Raw genomic sequence first — 19,379 nt, 5'->3', positions numbered from 1 at the left:
GAGCTCACTACGTCGTCGCGAGCGCTTCCGTCGGGGTCAGCCGGGCCGCGCGGAGGGACGGGTAGACACCGGCGAGCATCCCGATCAGGATCGCGCCGAGGAACCCGGCCGTCACCGAGGTGAGCGGGACGACCGGCGGCCAGTGCTGGTGGGTGGCGTAGGCGACCGTGGCCAGGGTGCCCAGTACGGTGCCGACCAGGCCGCCGAGTGCCGACAGGACGACGGACTCGGTGAGGAACTGGGCGCGTATCTGGCCCCGGTTGGCGCCCAGGGCGCGGCGCAGGCCGATCTCCCGACGGCGTTCGAGGACGGAGATGACCATGGTGTTGGCCACTCCGATCCCGCCGACGAGGAGCGCGACCCCGGCGAGCCCCAGGAAGAGCGCGGAGTAGGTGGACTCGGTGGCCCGTTTGGCGGCCAGCGCGTCGGACGGGCGGCTGACCTGGACCACACCGGGCAGTTCGGGGTTGATGGTGGCGGGTAGCACGGCGCGTACGGCCTCGATCTGCGACTCCTTCGCCTTGAGGTAGATCACGGTCGGATGGCCGTCGAACTTCAGCAGGGTGCGCGCGGCGTCCCAACCGACCAGGACCGAGCGGTCGATATCCGGTGACAGGGGTGTCTTGTCCAGGATGCCGATCACCGTGAACCAGTGGCGGTTGATGTAGATCTGCGGGGCGGACTGCCCGGTGGTGATCTTCGGAACGCCGAGACGGGAGGCGGCGACCGAGCCGAGGACGGCGGTGGGGAACCTCTCCGTGGTCGCGCCGAGGAATCGGCCCGATCCGACCTCGGCGTTGATCGCCCGGAGGACGTCGAGCCGGGCGGCCAGGACGGTCAGCCCCGTGTAGTCGTCGGCGCCGAGGCGGTCGTTGCGGAAGACCTCCGTGTGGGTGTTGGCGACCGCACTGGCCACCGTGACCGGCCCGATCCGCCGGGCCATGTCCACCGATTCCGGTGGCAGCAGCACCGGTGGGTCCTGGTGGGCGGGCACGGCCTGGAGCATGTTGGTGCCCAGCGCGGAGAGCCTCTCCATCAGGGCCTTCTGACTGGACGCCGGGATTCCGGTGACGACGATCAGGGTGGCGATGCCGATCGAGATACCGAGCGCGGACAGGGCCGCCCGCACCTTGCGGGTTCGGATGCCCAGCAGCCCCAGACCCAGGATGTCCAGCGGTGCCAGCCGCACCGGTCGCGTCGAAGTGATGGTCATGTCCAGCTTTCCGTACGGGCGGGGGCGTCGGTGCGGGTGTCGGAGCGAAGGCGGCCGTCGCGGATCTCCACCCGGCGGGGCAACTGGGCCGCGATGTCCCGGTCGTGGGTGATGACCGCGATGGTGGTCCCCTCCTGGTTCAGCGCCGTCAGCAGATCCAGTACGGCCACGCCGTTGGCGGAGTCCAGCGCGCCCGTCGGCTCGTCCGCGAGCACCAGGACCGGCCGGTTGACGAGCGCGCGGGCGATGGCCACCCGCTGCCGTTCACCGCCGGACAGCTGCGGCGGCAGATGCCGGGAACGGCGGGCCAGCCCCACCCGGTCCAGCGCCTCCAGGGCCAGCGCGCGGCGCTTGCGGCGCGGCACACCGGCGTACAGCAGACCGGTGGCGACGTTCTCGGCGGCGGTCAGCCCGTCGGTGAGATGGAACTGCTGGAAGACGAAGCCGAGTCGGCGGCCGCGCAACGCCGACAACCTGCGGTCGGAGAGCCGCGCGACGTCCTGGCCGCCGATCTCCACGGTGCCGCCGGTCGGCCGGTCCAGCGTGCCCATGATGTTCAGCAGCGTCGACTTGCCGGACCCGGACGGGCCGACGATGCCGAGCAGTTCACCCTGCTCGACGGTGAGCGAGACCTCGTGGACGGCCGTGACACCGCCGGGGTACACCATGCTCGCGCCCCGCACCGCCAGTACCGGGGGTGCGCTCATGAGGTGGTCACCACCTTGGTCCCGGCGCCGATGCCGTCGCCGCTGACCTCGACCAGGCCCTTGGAGAACATCCCCGTCTTCACCGCCACCAGCCGGCCGCCCGGCAACTGGACCGCGTAGCCGCCCTCGCGCAGCGCCATCAGAGCGCCGATGGGCACGGTGAGCACGCCCTTGCGGGTCTCCGAGGTGAACTTCACCTGTACCGGCGCGGAGTTCAGTCCGCGCACCGCCGCGGTGTCGCGCAACGTGATGCCGACGGTCAGCCGGGGCTGCCCGGAGGTGTCGTCCCCGCTCGAGGCGTCGCTGGTGCGGACGGCGGTGCCGATGGAGGCGATGGTGCCCCGGGCCGTGGAGGCGTCGGGCAGGCTCACCGTCACCGCGTCGCCCCGCCGCATCGAGCCCGCGTCGGACGGGTCCACCGGGACGGTCACCGACTTGGTGGTGGACGTGACCGTCATCAGGGCCCCGTCGGCCGCGTCGGCGAGCTGCGCCTGTACCCCTTCGACCCGTACGGCACCGGACAGCACGGTGAGGTCGCCGACACCCAGAACTCCGGTGGACGGCATGCCGGTTGCGGTCTGCCACCTCTTGATCGCGGCGATGAGGTCGGCGGTCAGGACACCGTCGCCGTGCTGGACCTGGACGGGGGCGGTGGAGGTGGGGGAGGGGGCCTCGGGCGGGCCGCTCGACGCGGGCGCGGGCGAGGCCGTAACCGAGGCGGCGGTCGCGCCGGTGACCGGCTGCGGCGTGACCCACGTACCCACCGAGGGCTGTACGCCGATGTCGTACCCGAGTTCCCGGAGGTTGTCGGCCACCGTCCGCACGTCCGGCCCGCTGGTGCCCCTTGCGTCCAGGGTCCGGTACAGCGGTGTGCTGCCGTAGAAGACCGGCACCGGCACGTTGTCCACGCGGTAGAGCGGCCGGCCCCGCCGCACAGTGGTCCCCGTCGTCGGGAGCCAGGTGATCAGGCCTGCCTTGCCGCCCTTCACGGTGGTCGCGCGACCGTAGCCGAGGGTCCCGTCGAGCGTCTGGGCGTTGGACAGGTCGCTCCTGGTCACCACGGCGGTCGCGGTCCGCACGGCGCCACCGCTCTCGGTGTCCGGCTTCCCGTCGTCGTTCTGCCAGGCGGTCACGGTCCACGCGCTCGCCACCACGACCGCCAGCGCCACCGTCCCGACGACCACCCGCCGTCCGCGCGGTGGGCGGGCGCCCTCGGTGTCGTTACTTGTCTCCACCGAACGCCTTCACCTGACAACCGACCATGATCGAGTCGTAGTTGGGGGCGTTCAAGCTCGCCCCGTCCTCCAGGCCCCAGCCCCGGTCCGTGACCACGCTCTTGATGCCGTGCTTGTTCATGCACTGCACCATGGCCCGGGTGTCGTCGTCGAAGTCCGGGTTCTTGGCCGGGTCCAGCTCCGGCGGATCGAGCGGCAGCTTCCCGGCACAGGCCTTCACGCCGGGGGCGTTCGGGTGTCTCTTGTACGTCTTGTCCACCCCGTGCTCCTTGAGACAGGCCGTCCAGCCGTCCCACATGCGGTTGACGTCGTCCTGGGTGCTGTCCAGCCGGATCTGCGGCCGCCCCGCGTCGGGATCGGCGGTGCTCGCGCCGGCCGAACCGCCGTCCGCCGCCGGGGAGGTGAGCGAGGCGACCTCGCCCTGACCGCCCTTGTCCGTGTCGTCGTTTCCCCCGACGCCCCCGCACGCGGTGAGGACGACCAGGCCGGCCGCGCCGACGGCGGTGAACACCGCGGCTCGTTCGAAGAGCTTCAACATGGCGCAGACCATGGCCCGAAGTTATGACGATCCTGTCAGGACGCCGTCAGAAAGCCGTCTGACCTGATCCCCTCGTGCCTACTCTGACCCCCATGAACGCCCGTGTCCTCGTGGCCGAGGACGACACCAAACAGGCCGAGGTGATCCGCCGCTACCTGGAGCGGGAGGGCCACACCGCCCTGCTCGTCCACGACGGGCGCGCGGCCCTCGACGAGGTGCGGCGCCACCGGCCCGACCTGCTGGTCCTCGACGTGATGATGCCGGTCGTCGACGGTCTGGACGTGTGCCGCATCCTGCGCCGCGAGAGCGACCTGCCGGTGCTGATGCTGACCGCGCGCAGCACCGAGGAGGACCTGCTGCTCGGCCTGGACCTCGGCGCCGACGACTACCTGACCAAGCCCTACAGCCCGCGCGAACTGATGGCCCGTATCCGCACGTTGCTACGGCGCACTCGCATGGCCGCCGCCCCGAACGACCCGGTGCTGCGGGTCGGTGCCCTTGCCGTCGACCCCGTCCGCCGGGTCGTCGAGATCGAGGGACGGCAAGTGGCCTGCACCCCGGGCGAGTTCGACGTCCTCGCGACGATGGCCGCCGAACCGGAACGGGTCTTCACCCGGCGCCAGTTGCTGGCCGGCACCCGTGGCGACGACCGTTACATCACCGAACGCACCATCGACGTGCACGTCCTGAACCTCCGCAAGAAGATCGAGCCCGTACCCCGGCAACCGGTCTATCTCCAGACGGTGTTCGGAGTCGGCTACCGCCTCGCCGACGGCAGCCGTGGACGCTGAGCGCGTCGCAGTCACCAGGGACCGGCTGCCGTTGCGGCGGAGTCTGCTGGTCCGGCTGCTGGCCGCGTCGATCACCATCGCCGTGTGCTCGGTCGCGGCCACCGCCTGGCTCGCCGCGCGCACCACCACCAGCGCCATCCAGCAGGAACAGGGACAGGTCCTCGCCGACGACGCCGAGATCTACGACACCCTCATCGGCTACGCCGCCGACCACACCGACTGGTCCGCGGTGACACCCACCCTGAAACGGCTGACCGAGCGGACCGGCCGCCACATCACCCTGACCACCCAGGACCGCCGGCCCATCGCGGTGTCCGGCACCGCGACCACCCTCCCCACCAAGGCCTCGGCCCTGCTCGACCCCCTGCGGGCCGACCCGGCCCTGCTGCCCGGCGTCCAGGCGGACGGCATCGACCCGCGAGCGGTGGGTCCGTACCGGCTGCCGGGAGCGGAGCGCAAGGAACTGCGCGTCCGGGTGGTCAAGTTGCAGGCCTGCATGCGCGGCGCCGGTATCTCCGCCGGAGTCACCGAGGAGCCGAGCGGCAGGCCCTCCCTCGTCCTCACCGGGGACAGCAACATCCGCCGGAAGGCCGGCGAGGTGTGCGAGCTGTACACCCTCGACGAACCCACCCGCACCGAGAAACAGGCGCTCGACCGGCTCAACACCCTGGTCGCCGGCTGCCTGAAACGCCAGAATCTCGGCCCCGCGCAGGTCGGCCTCGACTTCGCCCCCTCCGGGAAGGACACCGAGGCCGTCCAGCGGTGCATCGACACCGCCCGCCGCGAACAGCTCGCCCCGTACGTCGCCCAGCCCGCGCTGCTGTTCGTCGCCACCCCGACCGGAGCGGTGGCGGCACCCGGCTTCGACCTCTCGTCCGCCAACACGGGCCGGGTCGCCGGTGTCGCGGCTCTCGTCCTCGTCCTCACCGTGGCCGTCACCGTCACCGTGGGCAGCCGGCTGGTGAGACCCCTGCGGGCACTGACCGACGCCGCCCGCCGCCCGGCCCAGCAGCATCAGCGGGTACCGGTGACCACCCACGACGAGATCGGTCATCTGGCCGCCGCCTTCAACGACCTGGCGGAGCGCCGCGAACGGGTGGAGGACCAGCGCAAGGCGATGGTCAGCGATGTCGCCCACGAACTGCGCACCCCGCTCAGCACGATCCGCAGCTGGCTCGAAGCGGCCCAGGACGGACTCGCCGCCTCCGACGAGGCGTTCGTCGCCTCCCTGCTCGAGGAGGCCCTGCTGCTCCAGCACATCGTCGACGACCTCCAGCACCTGGCCCAGGCGGACGCGGGCCGACTCCGGCTGCACCCCGAACCCCTGCGCCTGCGGGAGCTCCTCGACCACGTCACCGCGGCCCACCGCGGCGGTGCCGAGACCGCCGGCGTCACGCTCACCACCCGCATCGAGGACACCCCCGTCCTCCACGCCGACCCCGCGCGCCTGCGCCAGACCATCGGCAACCTGCTGTCCAACGCCATCCGGCACACCCCTCCCGGCGGCACCGTCACCCTGCGCTCCCGCAGCGTGGGCGACGAGATCGTCATCGAGGTCGCCGACACGGGCAGCGGTATCGCCGCCGCCGACCTGCCCCGCGTCTTCGACCGCTTCTGGCGCGCCGACAAGTCCCGCAGCCGCCAGACCGGCGGCAGCGGCCTGGGCCTGGCCATCGTCCGCCAGCTCACCGAGGCCCACGACGGCACGGTCGCGGTGACCAGCACCCCGAACACGGAGACGATCTTCACACTGCGCCTGCCCCGCACCTCGGACTGAAGCCGTTCGACGGCACCGGACGGAAAGCGGTAGGCCGGGGACGTCGCTCACGCCCCGCGCAGCGCCTCTCCGGCAGCCGTCACCACCGCTTCCGACACCGCCGCGAGTGCCGGCGAATCCAGCTTCCACTGCTGCCAGTAGAGGGGAACGTCGACCGACTGCTCCGGCGCGAGATGGACGAGACGGCCCGAGCCCAGCAGGGGCTCGGCCTGGACCTCGGGCACCAGCCCCCAGCCCAGACCGGCGGCCACCGACTCGGCGAAGCCCTCCGAGGTCGGCACGTAGTGGCGCTCCGCACTGGCCCCGCGCCGGTCGTGCCGCAGCCGGCGTACGAAGGCGTCCTGGATGTCGTCGCTGCGGTCGAAGGCCACTGTCGGGGCCACGGCGAGGGAGTCCCGCAGCGGCCCGGTGAGATGCTCCCGCGCGAAGTCCGGGTTGGCCACCAGCACGTACCGCATCCTCCCCAGCACGCGCACCGAACAGCCCGTGACCGGCTCGGGCGACGAGGTCACCGCGGCCATCACCAGCCCCTCCCGCAGCAGCGACGCCGTGCGGGTCTCGTCCTCGCGGCGCAACTCGAAGCAGAGCCGCGGCTCGTGCCGTACCCGGGTGAGAGCGGGGAGGAGCCAGGTGGCGAGGGAGTCGGCGTTCACCGCGATCGACACCCGGGTCGGCTCCCCGGTGCCGCTCATCCCGAGCTCGGCACGCGCGTCGCGCTCGAGCCGGGCCAGCTGGCGGGCGAACCGCACCACCACCTCGCCCGAGTCGGTGGCCCGCACCGGCTTCGTCCGCATCAGCAGCACCCGGCCCGTGCGCTGCTCCAGCGCCTTCACCCGCTGGCTCACCGCCGACGGCGTCACATGCAGGGCGGCGGCCGCCGCGTCGAAGGTGCCTTCGTCCACCACCGCGAGCAGCGTCCGCACCTGGTCGAGGGGCAGCTCGGTCAGTTCTGACTTCACGAGAGCTAAGGATACGTAAGAATCTTTAGCTGTGCGTCAGGACGCGGCTTCCCTAGCGTCAATGACATGACCAACGCCCTGACCGCCGCGGCCGCCGGATTCGGCACCGGCCTCTCCCTCATCGTCGCCATCGGCGCCCAGAACGCCTTCGTCCTGCGCCAGGGGATCCGCCGCGACGCGGTGCTCGCCGTGGTCGGCATCTGCGCCCTGTCCGACGCCGTCCTCATCGCGCTCGGCGTCGGCGGCGTGGGCGCGGTGGTGGTGGCGTACCCGCAGGCGCTCACTGCGGTCGGCTGGATCGGCGGCGCCTTCCTGCTCTGCTACGGCGCCCTGGCCGCCCGCCGGGTGTTCCGGCCGGGCGACGGCGCCCTGCGGGCCGAGGGCGACGCGGCCGGCTCGCGCAGGCGGGCGGTGCTGACCTGTCTGGCGCTGACCTGGCTCAACCCGCACGTCTACCTCGACACCGTGTTCCTGCTCGGCTCGATCGCCGCCCACCGCGGCCCCATGCGCTGGACCTTCGGCCTCGGCGCCGCGACCGCCAGCCTGTGCTGGTTCGCCGCGCTCGGCTTCGGCGCCCGGGCGCTGAGCCGCTTCCTGGCCAAGCCGTCCGCCTGGCGGGTGCTGGACGGGCTGGTCGCCGCGACGATGATCGCGCTCGGCGCCCTGCTCCTCGTAAGGGCGTGAAAACCTCATGAAGGCGAGCCGCCGAAGTCCACAACCTGAGAATGCGCGTCCCGAACTCTCGGACGCTGCTGGGATAGTGAACCCTGGACCCGAAAGATGTATCGAGCAACCAGGACGCGCGTGGACACCAGCGAGAGCAGCACCGAACCCCAGTCACCGGCCCCCGCCGCGGAGGAACCTCCGCGGCGCGGCTGGCGCCGCTGGGCCATGGACACCCGTCCGCTGCGCATCCCCGCCTACCGCCGCCTGTGGTCCTCGACGATCGTCACGGCGGTCGGCAGCCAGCTCACCGCGGTCGCGGTGCCCAAGCAGATCTACGACATCACCGGTTCCTCGGCCTGGGTCGGCGCCGCCAGCCTCGCCGGGCTGCTGCCGCTGATCGTGTTCGCGCTGTGGGGCGGCGCGGTCGCCGACACCATGGACCGCCGCAAGCTGCTCCTGATCACCAACAGCGGGATCGCCGTCACCTCGCTGCTGTTCTGGCTCCAGGCCGTCACCGGGCTGGAGTCGGTGGCCGCGCTGATGGTCCTGCTCGCCATGCAGCAGGCGTTCTGGGGCCTCAACGCCCCGGCCCGCAACGCCTCCATCGCCCGGCTGGTCCCCGAGGGGCAGCTGCCCGCCGCCAACGCCCTCGGCTCGACCGTCATGCAGACCGGCCAGGTCGTGGGCCCGCTGCTGGCCGGCGCCCTGATCCCGGTCATCGGCCTGCCCGAGCTGTACCTGATCGACGCGCTCGCACTGTGCGTCACCGTGTGGGCGGTCTACCGGCTGCCCTCGCTGCCGCCCCTCACCGGTACCGCGGTCCGGCGCGCGGGGGTACGGGCGATCGCGGAAGGCTTCCGCTACATCTCCATGCACAAGGTGCTGCTGCTCTCCTTCCTCGCCGACATCATCGCGATGGTCTTCGGCATGCCCCGCGCCCTGTTCCCGCAGCTCGCCGCCGAGACGTACGGCTCCTACGGCGAAGGGCTCGCGCTCGGCCTGCTGTTCGCGGCGATCCCCATCGGCGCCGTCCTCGGCGGGCTGTTCTCCGGCAGCTTCTCCCGGGCCCGCCGGCACGGACCGATGGTGATCGGCGCGGTCGTCGCCTGGGGGCTGGCGATCACCGGCTTCGGGCTGAGCGGCAACCTGTGGATCGCGGTCGTCTTCCTGGCCGCGGCCGGGGTCGCCGACATGGTCTCGATGGTGTTCCGCGGCGCGATCCTGCTGTCCGCCGCCACCGACGAGATGCGCGGCCGGATGCAGGGCGTCTTCACGGTCGTCGTCGCCGGCGGCCCGCGCCTGGCGGACGTCCTGCACGGCACCGCGGGTTCGGCCTTCGGCCCGCGCACGGCGGTGGCCGGCGGCGGACTCCTGGTCGTCGCCGTGATGCTGACCCTCGCCCTCGCGGTACCCGCCCTGCGCCGCTACCGCATCTGATCCGCCGGACAGGCCCTACAGTGCGCCGCGCCGGTGCGTCGCGTACTGCTCCATGAGCTTGCCCCGTGTCATCTCCAGCCGGTGCGCGAGGATTTCGGCGACGCTGCGCACCAGCACCACCCCGAGCTGCGGATCCTCCTCGCACAACTGCAGCACCTGCGCCGCCTCGAACTCGTAGGCCCGCACGGGGCTGAAGGCCTCCGCGCCGAAGTCCCACTCGTGCGGCGGGAACAGCCAGGACCAGCCGAGCAGATCGCCCGCGCCGAGGCTCGCCACGGTCACCCGCTGCAACGAGTTGACCCGTTGGTCGAGGGAGACCGCCCCCGAGCGGACCACCCAGAAGCGGTCGGCCCGGCCGCCCGCCTCGAAGATGCGGGTGTCCTCCGGGAAGGAGACCTCCCGGGCGAGCGTCATCAGGCTCTGGCGCTGGGGTGGGGGAAGGGCGGTCAGCAGCTTTATCGCTTTGGTCATGACGCGGGGCTCCTCGCCGGCGTGGGTTCCGGTGTTTCCCTACGCCCATTTCAGCCGCTGCGGGCGCTGTGAGCACCTCGGCGGACGACAGTTCCGCGAAAGAGGCCGAAGACATGAAAAAGCCCTGGCTGGACGGGGGAGGCCAGCCAGGGCCGTAAGCGGTGATGTCGGAGGACCGATATGGTCCACTCCGTCACCACGTATGTATGAACGGTAAACCATCAACGGGGCTTTCGCGTAGTTCTAAGCGGGTCACGTGACCTGTTTCACTCGGAAGTTCCCGCGCGCGCCGTGCGCTTGCCCGGGGTCAGGATCTCGTCCAGCACCCTGACCACGACCTCGTAGGCCAAGGTCCGCACGGCGGCGTCCTGCGCCGGGTCGGGGTTGCCGGCCCCGAACTCGTCGCTCCGTGCCCGCCAGGTCAGTTGCTCCTGCTGTGCGCAGGACCGGGCCCGCTGGAGGCGACGCAGCAGCTCGCCTGAGTCCACGACATCGGTCATGACGTCCGCGTACCCGCATTGCGCCGAAGAATGACCGGTGCGCCGCCGCCCGACGGAAGGTTTGTCCCGGCCTGCCCCGGTGAGGCGTAGAGGAGAGGCCCAGTCAACGCGTACAGGGAGCCAGGCGATGTGCAACGAGCACAGGACCGAGACCATCGTCGAGACGGGTTCCAGGGGCTTCGGGACGACACGGCTGTGCAGGCCCGCCGAGGCGCGTCGGGCCGTGGAGCGGGTGGTGGCCGAACGCTGCCGGGCCGCCCACCTGCCGTGCGACCCGGCAGCCCTGGGCGACGCCCTGCTCGTCGTCTCGGAACTCACCACCAACGCGATCCTGCACGGCGGCGGGATCACCGACTTCCGCGTCGATGTCGCGGGGCCGTGGCTGCGGGTGTCGGTGAGTGACCGCAGCGACGAGATGCCCGTGGCCAGGGCCCCGCTCGACGCGCGCGACCGGCAGCGCACCGGCGGGCGCGGCTGGCCCATCGTCTGCAGGCTGGCCCGAGCCGTCCGGGTGTCCGAGCTTCCCGCCGGCGGCAAGTGCATCACCGCCGAGGTGGCGCTCTCCTGAACCTCTCTTCCTGAACCTCTCTTCCGGAACTTCTTTTCCTGCGTCCCGGGTTTGTCCCGTCGGGGTCAGGGCAGATGGATTGTCGTGCTTCGGACCGGAGGCGCCCCTGCGGGAGCGGTATGGCTTCCCCGGGCCCTCCCATCGGTCCGGGCTGCGTACTTCCCGCGGTGAGTCCCTGAAACCCACGTTCAGGAGCGATTCCGCATGCTCATCGACATGTCGACAAGCCGTCCCGGCACTCGGACCCGCCCGGCCGCCCGGCGCAGGCGGCGGCACGACGACGCCCCCGACACGGCGGACCTCTTCGCCCGCCTCGCGCACCTCCAGGACGGCCCCGAGCGGGATGCCGTCCGCGAAGAACTCGTCACGGCCTGGCTGCCCATGGCCCATCGGATCGCCGGCCGGTTCCGCGACCGCGGCGAGTCCGTCGAGGACCTCCGCCAGGTCGCCGCCCTCGGCCTCGTCAAGGCCGTCGACCGCTTCGACCCGGAGCGGGGCGCCTTCGAGAGCTACGCCGTGCCCACCGTCACCGGCGAGGTCAAGCGGCACTTCAGGGACCGCATGTGGGCGCTGCGGGTGCCCCGCCGGGTCCAGGAACTGCGCAACAAGGTGCGCGTCGCCCGCCGCGAACTCACCCAGACGCCGGGCAGCCCCGAACCCTCCGCCGCGGACCTGGCCGCCCACACCGGACTCACCGAGGACGAGGTGGCCTGCGGCCTCGAGGCCCTGGAAAGTTTCAGCACCCTGTCGCTGGACGCCGAGCTCTCCGGCGACGAGGACGGATACAGCCTCTCGGACGCAGTGGGCGAGCCGGACACCTCCTACGACGTCGTGATCGACCGTGAGTCGGCCAAGGAGGGCCTGCGCCGGCTGCCCGAACGCGAGCGCGCCATTCTCTACATGCGCTTCTTCGAGGACATGACGCAGAGCCGGATCGCCGACCTGCTCGGCATCTCCCAGATGCACGTCTCCCGCCTGATCAGCCGCAGCTGCGCCCAGGTCCGCGCCGAGGCGATGGCGCAGCCCGAACGGCGCGGCACCGGACAGCGCCGTGTCGCGGCCTGAGACCGCCGGTGAACGAGGAGGGAGAGCCATGCCGATCCCCCACCCCGCCGTGCTGCGCAAGCTCGTCGAGGAGTACGAGGCACTGCGCGCCGAGGAGGCCGAGAACGGCCGGGGCCGGGCGACCCCACGGGCGCGGGACCTGGCCTACACCCTGTGCGTGTCGACCGGCACCCGTGACGTGCGACGGGCCCTCGACGCCGCCCACCGCCTGCTCGCGGCCACCCCGGCCGACGGGTCCTGCCCCACCGCACCCCTCGCCATGAGACCCGAGCCGACCGCGGACGAAGGAGTACCCAGTACATGACAGCCACCGGAGACGGGGCCGCCGACGGGAACGCGGCTCGCGACGAGGTGGAGAGGCTGCGGGCCGAGGTGCGCGAGCTGCGTGCCCGGGCCCGCACCCATCCGCTGATCTCGCGGGCACAGGGCATCCTTCAGGAACGTTACGAACTGCCCGACGGCGACAGCGCCTTCGCACTGCTTCAGCGCACCTCCCAGCGGTTCAACGTCCGGATGCGGGCGCTGGCGGCCATGGTGGTAACCGTGCCGCGCCCCGACGGGGGCGACCGGCTGTGGTTCCCGCGGCGCGTCCGCCAGCCCGAACCGGACCTCACCTTCGCACCCACGCACCGGCCGGAGCCGGGCAACCGCGGGGCCGTCCTGAGCGCCGTACTGAGCCAGACGCTCGCCGTGGTCGGCACCGACATGGGCAACGTCCAGCTCGCCGACCGGGTCAGGGGCGGCCTGCACATCGAGAAGCACACCGGTCTCAGCGAGGACTTCGTCGACTTCTTCGAGCACGTCGGCGAGGAGGGCACGTCCTGCGCGCTGGCCGCCCGTGACCTCACCCAGGTCACCGTCCGGGACGTGGAGAGCGACCCGGTGTTCAGCGAACCGGCCCGGGCGGCGATCCTGGCGGCGGGCAGCCGGGCCTGTCACAGCGTGCCCCTGACCACCGCGGCGGGCCTGTGCGTCGGCATGGTCTCCGCCCACGCCGAGCAGCCCCTGCGCGGTCTGACCCGGGCCCAGCTCAAGGAGCTGGACGTGGTGGGCGCCGAGGTCGGCCGGTGGCTGGCCTGGCACGATCGCACGGTGGTGCTGGACGCCCTGGAGTATCTGCATGCCCTGGGCCGCAGCCGGCGGGGGACACGAATGCGCAGGAGCTGACCGGGACCGGGTCTGAGGCGCGTGAGGCGGGGAACACGGACGGGATGAACGAATCCGAGTTTCCACCCGAGCACCGGCCCGTCGACCTGTACCTCGGCCTCCTGCGCAACCGGATGGACACGGAGGACTACCGGCAGCTGCTCGACGTGGTCGAGCCGGTCCTGCGGGCGCTGGCGGAGCAGCGGTTGTCCTCGCTGGACTTCGCGCTCGACGGCGGCGAGGCGGACGAGCTGTCGCAGGAGCTGCGCGACGAGGCCGCCCTGGTCATCGCCGCCGCGGTCACCGGGCGGCTGGACAACGAGGTCGTCGAGATCCAGGTGGCGGAGACCGGGCCGGTGAGGGTGATCACCGACGCGGACACCGCCGCCGACCCGGAACGGCTCGGCGAGATCGCCGACTACATCCGGGACCGACACCGGCAGAACGAGGAGTTGCGCGGCATCGCCGAGGTCAGCGACCTGCCCACCGACTTCTGAGGCCGCTCACCGCTTCGGCGCCCGCACCGGCACCTTCAGCGGTCGCGCGAGACCGACCACCGCCTCGTCGAGCCGCTGCAGATGCCTGAGCACACGGTCGGTGATGCGGCCGTAGCGCGAGGTGCCGGGGACCTCGACCTCGAGGAGGGCGGCGAGGCTCGCCCCCGTCTCCACCTCGACGGCCGCCCGCCCGTCCGTGACGCGTGCGGCGATCGCCCCGATGTTGTGCAGGATGCGCCGCCCGGCCCGGCGCAGCCGCGGATCCGCCGCGATCGACGGATGGGTGGGCAGCAGTTCCGCCATCGCGGCCAGGGAGCGTGCGTGGTACGCGCAGGTCTCCAGGAGCGCGACCACATAGCGCGCGGTGTTGCGCCGGCCCCGCAGCGGGGTGATGGGGTGGGTGAGCGGCTTGGTGGCGGCCCGCAGGTCGGCCAGCGCCTGGTCCAGGTCCCGTGACGCGTCGAGCAGCTCGACCGGCGGCCCGCCGCTGAGCTGGTCGACGGCGGCCTCCGTGACGTCGCCGAGCCGGTCGAGGACGGTCACCAGGAGATCGTTCGTACGGCGGTCCGTGTGCACCGGCAGCACGAACGCGGCCGCGATGATCCCGCAGGCCGCGCCGAGCGCCGTCTCCTCCACCCGCAGGACCAGCACGGACAGGCTGTAGGTGTGCAGCAGCGTGTACAGCACGCCCAGCGCGGCCGTCACGAAGAACGACATCAGCGTGTACGACAGCGGTGCCGTGTAGAACATCGCGAACACGCACACCAGCACCAGCGCGAACGCCGGCCAGGTGTGATGGCCCACCAGGCCCGCGAGCAGCAGACCCGCGACGACGCCGAGGACGGTGCCGAGCAGCCGCCGGTAGCCCTTGACCAGGATCTCGCCCGTGGAGGCGGTGTTGATGAACACGATCCAGCAGGTCAGCACCGCCCAGTACCAGCGCTGGCTGGACAGGAACTCGCCGCCGACGATGGCCAGCGACGACCCCACCGCGACCTGCACGGCCGCCCGCGTGGTGGGCCGGTCCAGCCCCGCCGGCGTCTCCTGTGCGGCCTCCTCGCCCGCGTCGATCGCGGCGTCCTCGGCGTCCAGCTCCTCCCGCGAGCGCGCCGTGGACGGGGTGTCGTCCGACTCGTCCTGCGGGCCGTCCAGCGCGATGCGCAGACCGAGGACAGAGCGGGCGGACTCGCCGATGCCGCGGAAGACGTCCTGCACGGCGGGCGAGGCCTTCGCCAGGTTCTCCTCGTCCCGGTAGCCCAGCAGCCGGTTGCGCACCTGCGCCAGACCGGTGCCCGTGCTCCCGGAGACCGGCCGCAGCACGAGGAGCCGTAGCGCCTCCAGGTCCCGGCGCAGGGCCGCCGTCGCCTCTTCCCCGTCGGGCAGCCGGCCGCCCTCCGGCACGGGCGCGCCCGGAAGATGCAGGGTTAGCGTGTCCGCCCGCTCGGCGCTGCGCGCGGTGAGCAGCAGCAGGCCGAGGCGTTCGGCGGCGATCTCGGCGTCCGCGACACGACGCTGGACCAGCCGGGCCACGGCCGCGTCCGCGGTGCCGTCCTCAAGGCGGCCCTGGATCATCATCGCCGTCTCGTGCAGCCGGGCGGTGCCCTCGCGCAGCGCCGCCAGCGCCTTCTCGCTCTCGTCCGCTCCGGCGTCGAGGAGTTCGAGCTGTGCGGTCACCAACTGGGCCAGCCGCGCCCGGAAGGCGTCGCGCAGCCGCTCCAGGATCCCCGCGGGCGTCTCCGGTACGAGCACGAAGCGGGCCAGCGCGCTGGACGCGAAGGCGACGGCGATGACTCCGCACAGCGCCGGCAGGGCGGAGACGGTGGCGCCGACGAACAGGGACACGAAGTAGATCTGGAAGCCGATCAGCCCGAGCGCGGTACCCCGGTCTCCGAACCGCCGGACGTAGACGGCGCAGAAGATGAGCGCGACGAAGAACAGGTCGCCGGCCACGACACGGGAGTGCAGCACCGCGCCCAGCGACACGGAGGCCAGCGCCACCGGAAGGCCCAACGCGAGCGTGACGGCCTGGGCACCCCGCTGCTTCTCCCGGATGGCGAAGGTGGCCACCATCGCCGCGATGGCCCCCGCCACCAGATGGGACACGTCCGCCCGCAGCAGGGCGAGCACGGCCAGCGTGAGGGCGATCGCGGCCACCGTGCGCAGGCCCGCGGCCAGCCGCAGCAGGCCCGGATCGGAGGCCACGACACGATCGCGCAACCGCGCCCGGACCGACCCAACCGCTGTCCTCACGCCGCCGTACTCGCTCCCGTTGTCACGTCATGATCCGGATCTCAGCATGACACGACGCGACCGGACGGCCCGTACCCGTCTCATTCCTTCCGGTCGGCGCCCTCGACGTGGGCTCGCACCTGTTCCGGTGTCAGGTAGGCGTCGGTGAACTCGAAGTCCTTGAGCCGCGCCGCCTTGCGGGCCTGGAAGCCGGTGCGCACGAAGTCGTCGCCGGCCAGCGCGTTGAGCGTCCAGTTCGTCGCGACGCGGACCTTGGCCACGTTCGTGCGCAGCGCCGCCCAGTGGTAGCCGCGGGCCGCGAACTGGGCGGGGATGCCCCGCAGTTCGATGCCGAGCGGCTTGGAGACGGCGTCCGTACCGCCCAGGTCGACGACGAGCCCGAGGTCCTTGTGGACGTACGGGCTCAGCGGCTTCCCGCGCAGGGTCGCGATGACGTTGTCGGCGACGTGCTTGCCCTGCCGCATCGCGTGCTGTGCGGTGGGCGGGCAGATCGCGCTGTCGTCGTCCTTGGCCTTGTCCGGCACCGCGGCGGAGTCGCCGAGCGCGAAGACGCCGTCCTGCCCCGGCAGGGTCATCTCGGTGCTCACCGCGAGCCGGCCGCGGACCGTCTCCGCGCCGAGCGTGGCGATCAGCGGGCTGGCGACCACGCCGGCGGTCCAGATCAGGGTGCGGGTGGGCACCACCCGGCCGTCGGTGAAGGTGACCTCCTCGGGGCCCGCCTTCGCGATGGACACGCCCAGCGAGACGTCGATGCCGCGCCGGGCCAGGATCTCCATCGCGCTGCGACCGAGCTTGTCGCCCATCTCGGGCATCAGCTTCGGGGCGATGTCGATCAGATGCCACTTGATGAGCGACGGATCGATACGCGGGTAGCGCTTGACGGCCCCGTGGGTGAGCTTCTGCAGACAGGCCGCGGTCTCGGTGCCGGCGTAACCGCCGCCCACCACCACGAACTGCAGCCGGGAGGCACGCTCCGCCGGGTCCTCGCTGGCGTCGGCCAGGTCGAGCTGGGAGATGACGTGGTCGCGGATGTAGGCGGCCTCGGCGAGGGTCTTCATGCCGAAGGCGTGCTCGGTCAGACCCGGGATGTCGAAGGTGCGGGTGACGCTGCCGGGGGCCAGCACGATGTAGTCGTACGGCTCGTTGACGATCTTGTCGGTGATGGTGCGGACGACGCACACCTTGGACTTCAGGTCGACGCCGATGGCGCCGCCCGGAATGATCCGCGTGCGGTACTTCTTGCTGCGCCGCAGGGACACGGCGATCGACTGCGGCGTCAGCACACCGGAGGCGACCTGGGGGAGCAGCGGCAGGTAGAGCTGGTAGGCGAAGGGCGTCACCAGGGTGACGTCCGCCTCGTCGGGCGCGAGTTTCCGCTCCAGCCGGCGCACGCACTCCACACCGGCGAAGCCCGCGCCAACCACCAGGATCCTGGGTCGTGTCACGTCGTTCATCCCTTTCTGCGGCTCCAGGCGGTCTGCATCCAACGCTCTTCGCATGCCCTGGATCGCTGCACGCACCACATCGATCCCACCGTGCCTCCAGCCGTTCCGCCAGCTGGGTGCGGCAGGCAGACGAACGCGTCGAGGACAACCTTGCCGTTCATGGGCCGATCAGCGGAAGACGTTGTCCGCCTCGTCCCAGCTCGACAGCTCCTCCATCGCGCTCTGCCGCGGCTGGCGGGTGCGGGCCTGGTACATCGCGTCGATCTCGAACGCGTAGTGCTTCACGATGGCGTCCCTGCGCAGCTTCATGGACGGCGTCATGAGCCCGTTGGCGGTGTCGAACTGGTCCGGCAGCACCCGGAAGACCCGGATCGACTCCGAGCGCGACACGGCGCTGTTGGCCGCGGCCACGGCCCGCCCGATCTCCTCCCGCAGCGCGTTCTCCTCGCGGGCCTGGTGGCTCGGGGTGTCGCTCTGCAGCGACAGCGAACCGCGCCAGTACGCGACGAACTTGGGATCGAGGGTGATCAGCGCGCCGACGCAGGGACGGTTGTCGCCGACGACGACCGCCTGGTGGATCAGCGGATGCATCCGCAGCCGCTGTTCCAGGGCGGCCGGGGCGACGTTCTTGCCGCTGCTGGTGACGATGATGTCCTTCTTGCGGCCGGTGATCGTCAGATAGCCCTCGGAGTCCAGCCGTCCCAGGTCCCCGGTGGCCAGCCAGCCGCCGCGCAGCACGGATCGCGTCGCCGCCTCGGCATTGATGTAGCCGTGGAACACCGACGGCCCGCGGACCAGGATCTCGCCGTCGTCGGCCACGATGATGTCGTTGCCCGGCAGGGCCTGCCCGACGGTTCCCGACATCTCCCGGCCGAGTGGCTGCGCGGTGACGCCGCCGGCTGCCTCGGTGAGGCCGTACCCGTCGTTGACGTAGATCCCGATGCCCTCGTAGAAGAGGGAGAGTTCGCGGCTGAGGGAGGAGCCGCCGGACGTCGCCCGGACCACCCGGCCGCCGAGCGCGGCGCGCAGCTTGCGGTACACCGTCCGCTCGAACAGGGCGTGTTGCAGCCTGAGATCGAAGCCGGGGCCCGAACCGCCGCCCAGCCGCTGCCGTTCCAGCGCCGCCGCGAAGTCCCGTGCCGTGTCCGCGGCCCGCTCGAACAGCGCCCCGCGGCCCGCCTCCTGGGCGGTGCGCAGGAAGTTCTTGTAGATCTTCTCCAGGAGTGAGGGGACCGCGCACAGATAGGTGGGGCGGAAGGTGCGCAGGGAGGCCGACAGCGCCTCCTCGCTCATGTCGGGCTCGTGCGCCATCTGCATGCCGCCGCGGATGCACAGCGTCTGGACGAGCAGGCCGTACACATGGGAGAAGGGCAGGAAGGCGAGCACCGTCGCCTGCCGTTCGCCCGGGGGGACCACGGTGTGGCCCCAGCCGCGCAGGAGTACGTCGCAGGCGCTCGCGAGGTTGCGGTGGCTGAGCGCACAGCCCAGCGCGCGGCCCGTGGTCCCCGAGGTGTAGCTGATGGCGGCCGCCGAGTCCGGCAGCACGATGCGGCGCAGCGAGTCGACGGTCGCGAGGGGGATGAACTCGCCGCGCCGGACCAGGTCGTCCATGGCGCCCGCGTCCAACTGCCAGACGTGCCGCAGCAACGGCAGCGATCCGCACACCGAGCCGACGGTCATCACCGCCTGCTCGTCCTCCACCACCACGGCCACGCAGGCGGCGTCCCTGAGTACCCATTCCACCTGGTCGCGCGAGGCGGTCGGATAGATCGGCACGACCTCGGCGCCGACGGCCCACAGCGCGTGACTGAGCACCGTCCACTCGTAACGCGTGCGCGCCATGATCGCGACGCGGTGGCCCGGCGAGATCCCGGACGCGATCAATCCCTTGGCCAGATCCACCACTTCGTCCCGCACCTCGACCGCGGTCACCTCCTCCCACGTGCTGGAGGAGGGGTCGGTGCGGCGGGCGAGGAGCGGAAGGGTGGGGTCGAGGGCGGCGGTGTCGAAGATGGTGTCGGCCAGTCCGCCGGTCAGGGGTGAAATGGTCGGGGGAGCGAGGGCGACGTCGCGCATGCGCTGCTCCTGAACTGTACGGAGGGTGACCACGTCGA

At 71.8% G+C, this 19,379-nt stretch carries 19 protein-coding genes; 9 read left to right on the top strand and 10 right to left on the bottom strand.

Annotated features, from left to right (window positions below; all coding sequences use genetic code 11):
* Positions 1 to 7: 7 nt before the first annotated feature.
* The 4 genes from ACQEWB_RS01490 to ACQEWB_RS01475 are packed head-to-tail and all read right to left on the bottom strand — an operon-like array spanning position 8 to position 3,693.
* Complete coding sequence (locus ACQEWB_RS01490; RefSeq protein WP_432826157.1) at positions 8 to 1,213, bottom strand: ABC transporter permease; 1,206 nt, start codon at positions 1,211 to 1,213, stop codon at positions 8 to 10.
* Positions 1,210 to 1,920: an ABC transporter ATP-binding protein gene (locus tag ACQEWB_RS01485; RefSeq protein ID WP_432826155.1), complete on the bottom strand. Its 711-nt coding sequence runs from the start codon at positions 1,918 to 1,920 to the stop codon at positions 1,210 to 1,212. Before ACQEWB_RS01485 ends, ACQEWB_RS01490 begins: the two co-directional genes overlap by 4 nt.
* On the bottom strand, positions 1,917 to 3,155 hold the full coding sequence (locus ACQEWB_RS01480) for a hypothetical protein (RefSeq protein WP_432826153.1): 1,239 nt from the start codon (positions 3,153 to 3,155) through the stop codon (positions 1,917 to 1,919). The genes ACQEWB_RS01485 and ACQEWB_RS01480 overlap by 4 nt, the downstream gene beginning before the upstream one ends.
* Positions 3,142 to 3,693 carry a hypothetical protein gene (locus ACQEWB_RS01475; protein WP_432826151.1) on the bottom strand — a complete coding sequence of 184 codons (552 nt, stop codon included), beginning with the start codon at positions 3,691 to 3,693 and terminating at the stop codon, positions 3,142 to 3,144. Before ACQEWB_RS01475 ends, ACQEWB_RS01480 begins: the two co-directional genes overlap by 14 nt.
* 92 nt (positions 3,694 to 3,785) lie before the next feature.
* Here ACQEWB_RS01475 and ACQEWB_RS01470 point away from each other — a divergent pair, with 92 nt between their 5' ends.
* The gene (locus ACQEWB_RS01470) at positions 3,786 to 4,484 is read left to right on the top strand and encodes a response regulator transcription factor (RefSeq protein ID WP_432826149.1); all 699 of its coding nucleotides are present in this window, start codon (positions 3,786 to 3,788) and stop codon (positions 4,482 to 4,484) included.
* On the top strand, positions 4,474 to 6,261 hold the full coding sequence (locus ACQEWB_RS01465) for a sensor histidine kinase (protein WP_432826147.1): 1,788 nt from the start codon (positions 4,474 to 4,476) through the stop codon (positions 6,259 to 6,261). Before ACQEWB_RS01470 ends, ACQEWB_RS01465 begins: the two co-directional genes overlap by 11 nt.
* 47 nt (positions 6,262 to 6,308) lie before the next feature.
* Here the strand turns inward: ACQEWB_RS01465 and ACQEWB_RS01460 are convergent, their stop codons facing one another.
* Positions 6,309 to 7,220 (bottom strand): LysR family transcriptional regulator ArgP, encoded by a 912-nt coding sequence (locus ACQEWB_RS01460; RefSeq protein WP_432826145.1) that lies wholly within the window; start codon positions 7,218 to 7,220, stop codon positions 6,309 to 6,311.
* A gap of 66 nt (positions 7,221 to 7,286) precedes the next feature.
* Between ACQEWB_RS01460 and ACQEWB_RS01455 the strand changes: the two genes are divergently transcribed.
* Both ACQEWB_RS01455 and ACQEWB_RS01450 read left to right on the top strand, forming a co-directional pair.
* On the top strand, positions 7,287 to 7,904 hold the full coding sequence (locus ACQEWB_RS01455) for a LysE/ArgO family amino acid transporter (RefSeq protein WP_432826143.1): 618 nt from the start codon (positions 7,287 to 7,289) through the stop codon (positions 7,902 to 7,904).
* 120 nt (positions 7,905 to 8,024) lie between these two features.
* On the top strand, positions 8,025 to 9,323 hold the full coding sequence (locus tag ACQEWB_RS01450) for an MFS transporter (protein WP_432826141.1): 1,299 nt from the start codon (positions 8,025 to 8,027) through the stop codon (positions 9,321 to 9,323).
* 15 nt (positions 9,324 to 9,338) lie between these two features.
* On the opposite strand, the gene ACQEWB_RS01445 is transcribed toward ACQEWB_RS01450, so the two are convergent.
* Positions 9,339 to 9,794 (bottom strand): cyclic nucleotide-binding domain-containing protein, encoded by a 456-nt coding sequence (locus tag ACQEWB_RS01445; RefSeq protein ID WP_432826139.1) that lies wholly within the window; start codon positions 9,792 to 9,794, stop codon positions 9,339 to 9,341.
* 266 nt (positions 9,795 to 10,060) lie between these two features.
* Positions 10,061 to 10,294: a hypothetical protein gene (locus tag ACQEWB_RS01440; RefSeq protein ID WP_432826137.1), complete on the bottom strand. Its 234-nt coding sequence runs from the start codon at positions 10,292 to 10,294 to the stop codon at positions 10,061 to 10,063.
* Positions 10,295 to 10,421: 127 nt separating this feature from the next.
* Here ACQEWB_RS01440 and ACQEWB_RS01435 point away from each other — a divergent pair, with 127 nt between their 5' ends.
* The 5 genes from ACQEWB_RS01435 to ACQEWB_RS01415 all read left to right on the top strand — a co-directional run bounded on the left by ACQEWB_RS01435 (position 10,422) and on the right by ACQEWB_RS01415 (position 13,570).
* Entirely contained in the window at positions 10,422 to 10,862 is a 441-nt protein-coding gene (locus ACQEWB_RS01435) for an ATP-binding protein (RefSeq protein WP_432826135.1), read from the top strand.
* Between the two features lie 204 nt (positions 10,863 to 11,066).
* On the top strand, positions 11,067 to 11,927 hold the full coding sequence (locus tag ACQEWB_RS01430) for a SigB/SigF/SigG family RNA polymerase sigma factor (protein ID WP_432826133.1): 861 nt from the start codon (positions 11,067 to 11,069) through the stop codon (positions 11,925 to 11,927).
* 28 nt (positions 11,928 to 11,955) lie between these two features.
* Positions 11,956 to 12,231 carry a DUF5133 domain-containing protein gene (locus ACQEWB_RS01425; protein ID WP_432826131.1) on the top strand — a complete coding sequence of 92 codons (276 nt, stop codon included), beginning with the start codon at positions 11,956 to 11,958 and terminating at the stop codon, positions 12,229 to 12,231.
* Positions 12,228 to 13,094 carry an ANTAR domain-containing protein gene (locus ACQEWB_RS01420; RefSeq protein WP_432826129.1) on the top strand — a complete coding sequence of 289 codons (867 nt, stop codon included), beginning with the start codon at positions 12,228 to 12,230 and terminating at the stop codon, positions 13,092 to 13,094. Before ACQEWB_RS01425 ends, ACQEWB_RS01420 begins: the two co-directional genes overlap by 4 nt.
* Before the next feature lie 44 nt (positions 13,095 to 13,138).
* Positions 13,139 to 13,570: a hypothetical protein gene (locus tag ACQEWB_RS01415; protein ID WP_432826127.1), complete on the top strand. Its 432-nt coding sequence runs from the start codon at positions 13,139 to 13,141 to the stop codon at positions 13,568 to 13,570.
* Between the two features lie 6 nt (positions 13,571 to 13,576).
* Here the strand turns inward: ACQEWB_RS01415 and ACQEWB_RS01410 are convergent, their stop codons facing one another.
* From ACQEWB_RS01410 to ACQEWB_RS01400, 3 genes are all read right to left on the bottom strand, one after another.
* On the bottom strand, positions 13,577 to 15,820 hold the full coding sequence (locus tag ACQEWB_RS01410; protein ID WP_432826125.1) for an FUSC family protein: 2,244 nt from the start codon (positions 15,818 to 15,820) through the stop codon (positions 13,577 to 13,579).
* Positions 15,821 to 15,900: 80 nt separating this feature from the next.
* On the bottom strand, positions 15,901 to 17,274 hold the full coding sequence (locus ACQEWB_RS01405; protein ID WP_432826123.1) for an NAD(P)/FAD-dependent oxidoreductase: 1,374 nt from the start codon (positions 17,272 to 17,274) through the stop codon (positions 15,901 to 15,903).
* Positions 17,275 to 17,433: 159 nt separating this feature from the next.
* Positions 17,434 to 19,341, bottom strand: coding sequence for an AMP-dependent synthetase/ligase (locus tag ACQEWB_RS01400; protein ID WP_432826121.1), 1,908 nt, complete (start codon positions 19,339 to 19,341; stop codon positions 17,434 to 17,436).
* Positions 19,342 to 19,379: the final 38 nt, after the last annotated feature.

Source organism: Streptomyces sp. CA-249302, from assembly GCF_050936785.1.
In the GTDB taxonomy this organism is placed as follows: domain Bacteria; phylum Actinomycetota; class Actinomycetes; order Streptomycetales; family Streptomycetaceae; genus Streptomyces.
The sequence above is the reverse complement of the archived record's forward strand: the minus strand, read 5'-3'. Positions and strand labels throughout refer to the sequence as shown.

Excerpts from the sequence above, each read along its gene's own strand:
- ACQEWB_RS01445 (WP_432826139.1), bottom strand. The coding sequence starts at position 9,794 with ATGACCAAAGCGATAAAGCTGCTGACCGCCCTTCCCCCACCCCAGCGC.
- ACQEWB_RS01470 (WP_432826149.1), top strand. The coding sequence starts at position 3,786 with ATGAACGCCCGTGTCCTCGTGGCCGAGGACGACACCAAACAGGCCGAG.
- ACQEWB_RS01440 (WP_432826137.1), bottom strand. The coding sequence starts at position 10,294 with ATGACCGATGTCGTGGACTCAGGCGAGCTGCTGCGTCGCCTCCAGCGG.
- ACQEWB_RS01425 (WP_432826131.1), top strand. The coding sequence starts at position 11,956 with ATGCCGATCCCCCACCCCGCCGTGCTGCGCAAGCTCGTCGAGGAGTAC.
- ACQEWB_RS01430 (WP_432826133.1), top strand. The coding sequence starts at position 11,067 with ATGCTCATCGACATGTCGACAAGCCGTCCCGGCACTCGGACCCGCCCG.
- ACQEWB_RS01415 (WP_432826127.1), top strand. The coding sequence starts at position 13,139 with ATGAACGAATCCGAGTTTCCACCCGAGCACCGGCCCGTCGACCTGTAC.
- ACQEWB_RS01420 (WP_432826129.1), top strand. The coding sequence starts at position 12,228 with ATGACAGCCACCGGAGACGGGGCCGCCGACGGGAACGCGGCTCGCGAC.
- ACQEWB_RS01490 (WP_432826157.1), bottom strand. The coding sequence starts at position 1,213 with ATGACCATCACTTCGACGCGACCGGTGCGGCTGGCACCGCTGGACATC.
- ACQEWB_RS01475 (WP_432826151.1), bottom strand. The coding sequence starts at position 3,693 with ATGTTGAAGCTCTTCGAACGAGCCGCGGTGTTCACCGCCGTCGGCGCG.
- ACQEWB_RS01485 (WP_432826155.1), bottom strand. The coding sequence starts at position 1,920 with ATGAGCGCACCCCCGGTACTGGCGGTGCGGGGCGCGAGCATGGTGTAC.
- ACQEWB_RS01400 (WP_432826121.1), bottom strand. The coding sequence starts at position 19,341 with ATGCGCGACGTCGCCCTCGCTCCCCCGACCATTTCACCCCTGACCGGC.
- ACQEWB_RS01455 (WP_432826143.1), top strand. The coding sequence starts at position 7,287 with ATGACCAACGCCCTGACCGCCGCGGCCGCCGGATTCGGCACCGGCCTC.
- ACQEWB_RS01435 (WP_432826135.1), top strand. The coding sequence starts at position 10,422 with ATGTGCAACGAGCACAGGACCGAGACCATCGTCGAGACGGGTTCCAGG.
- ACQEWB_RS01405 (WP_432826123.1), bottom strand. The coding sequence starts at position 17,274 with ATGAACGACGTGACACGACCCAGGATCCTGGTGGTTGGCGCGGGCTTC.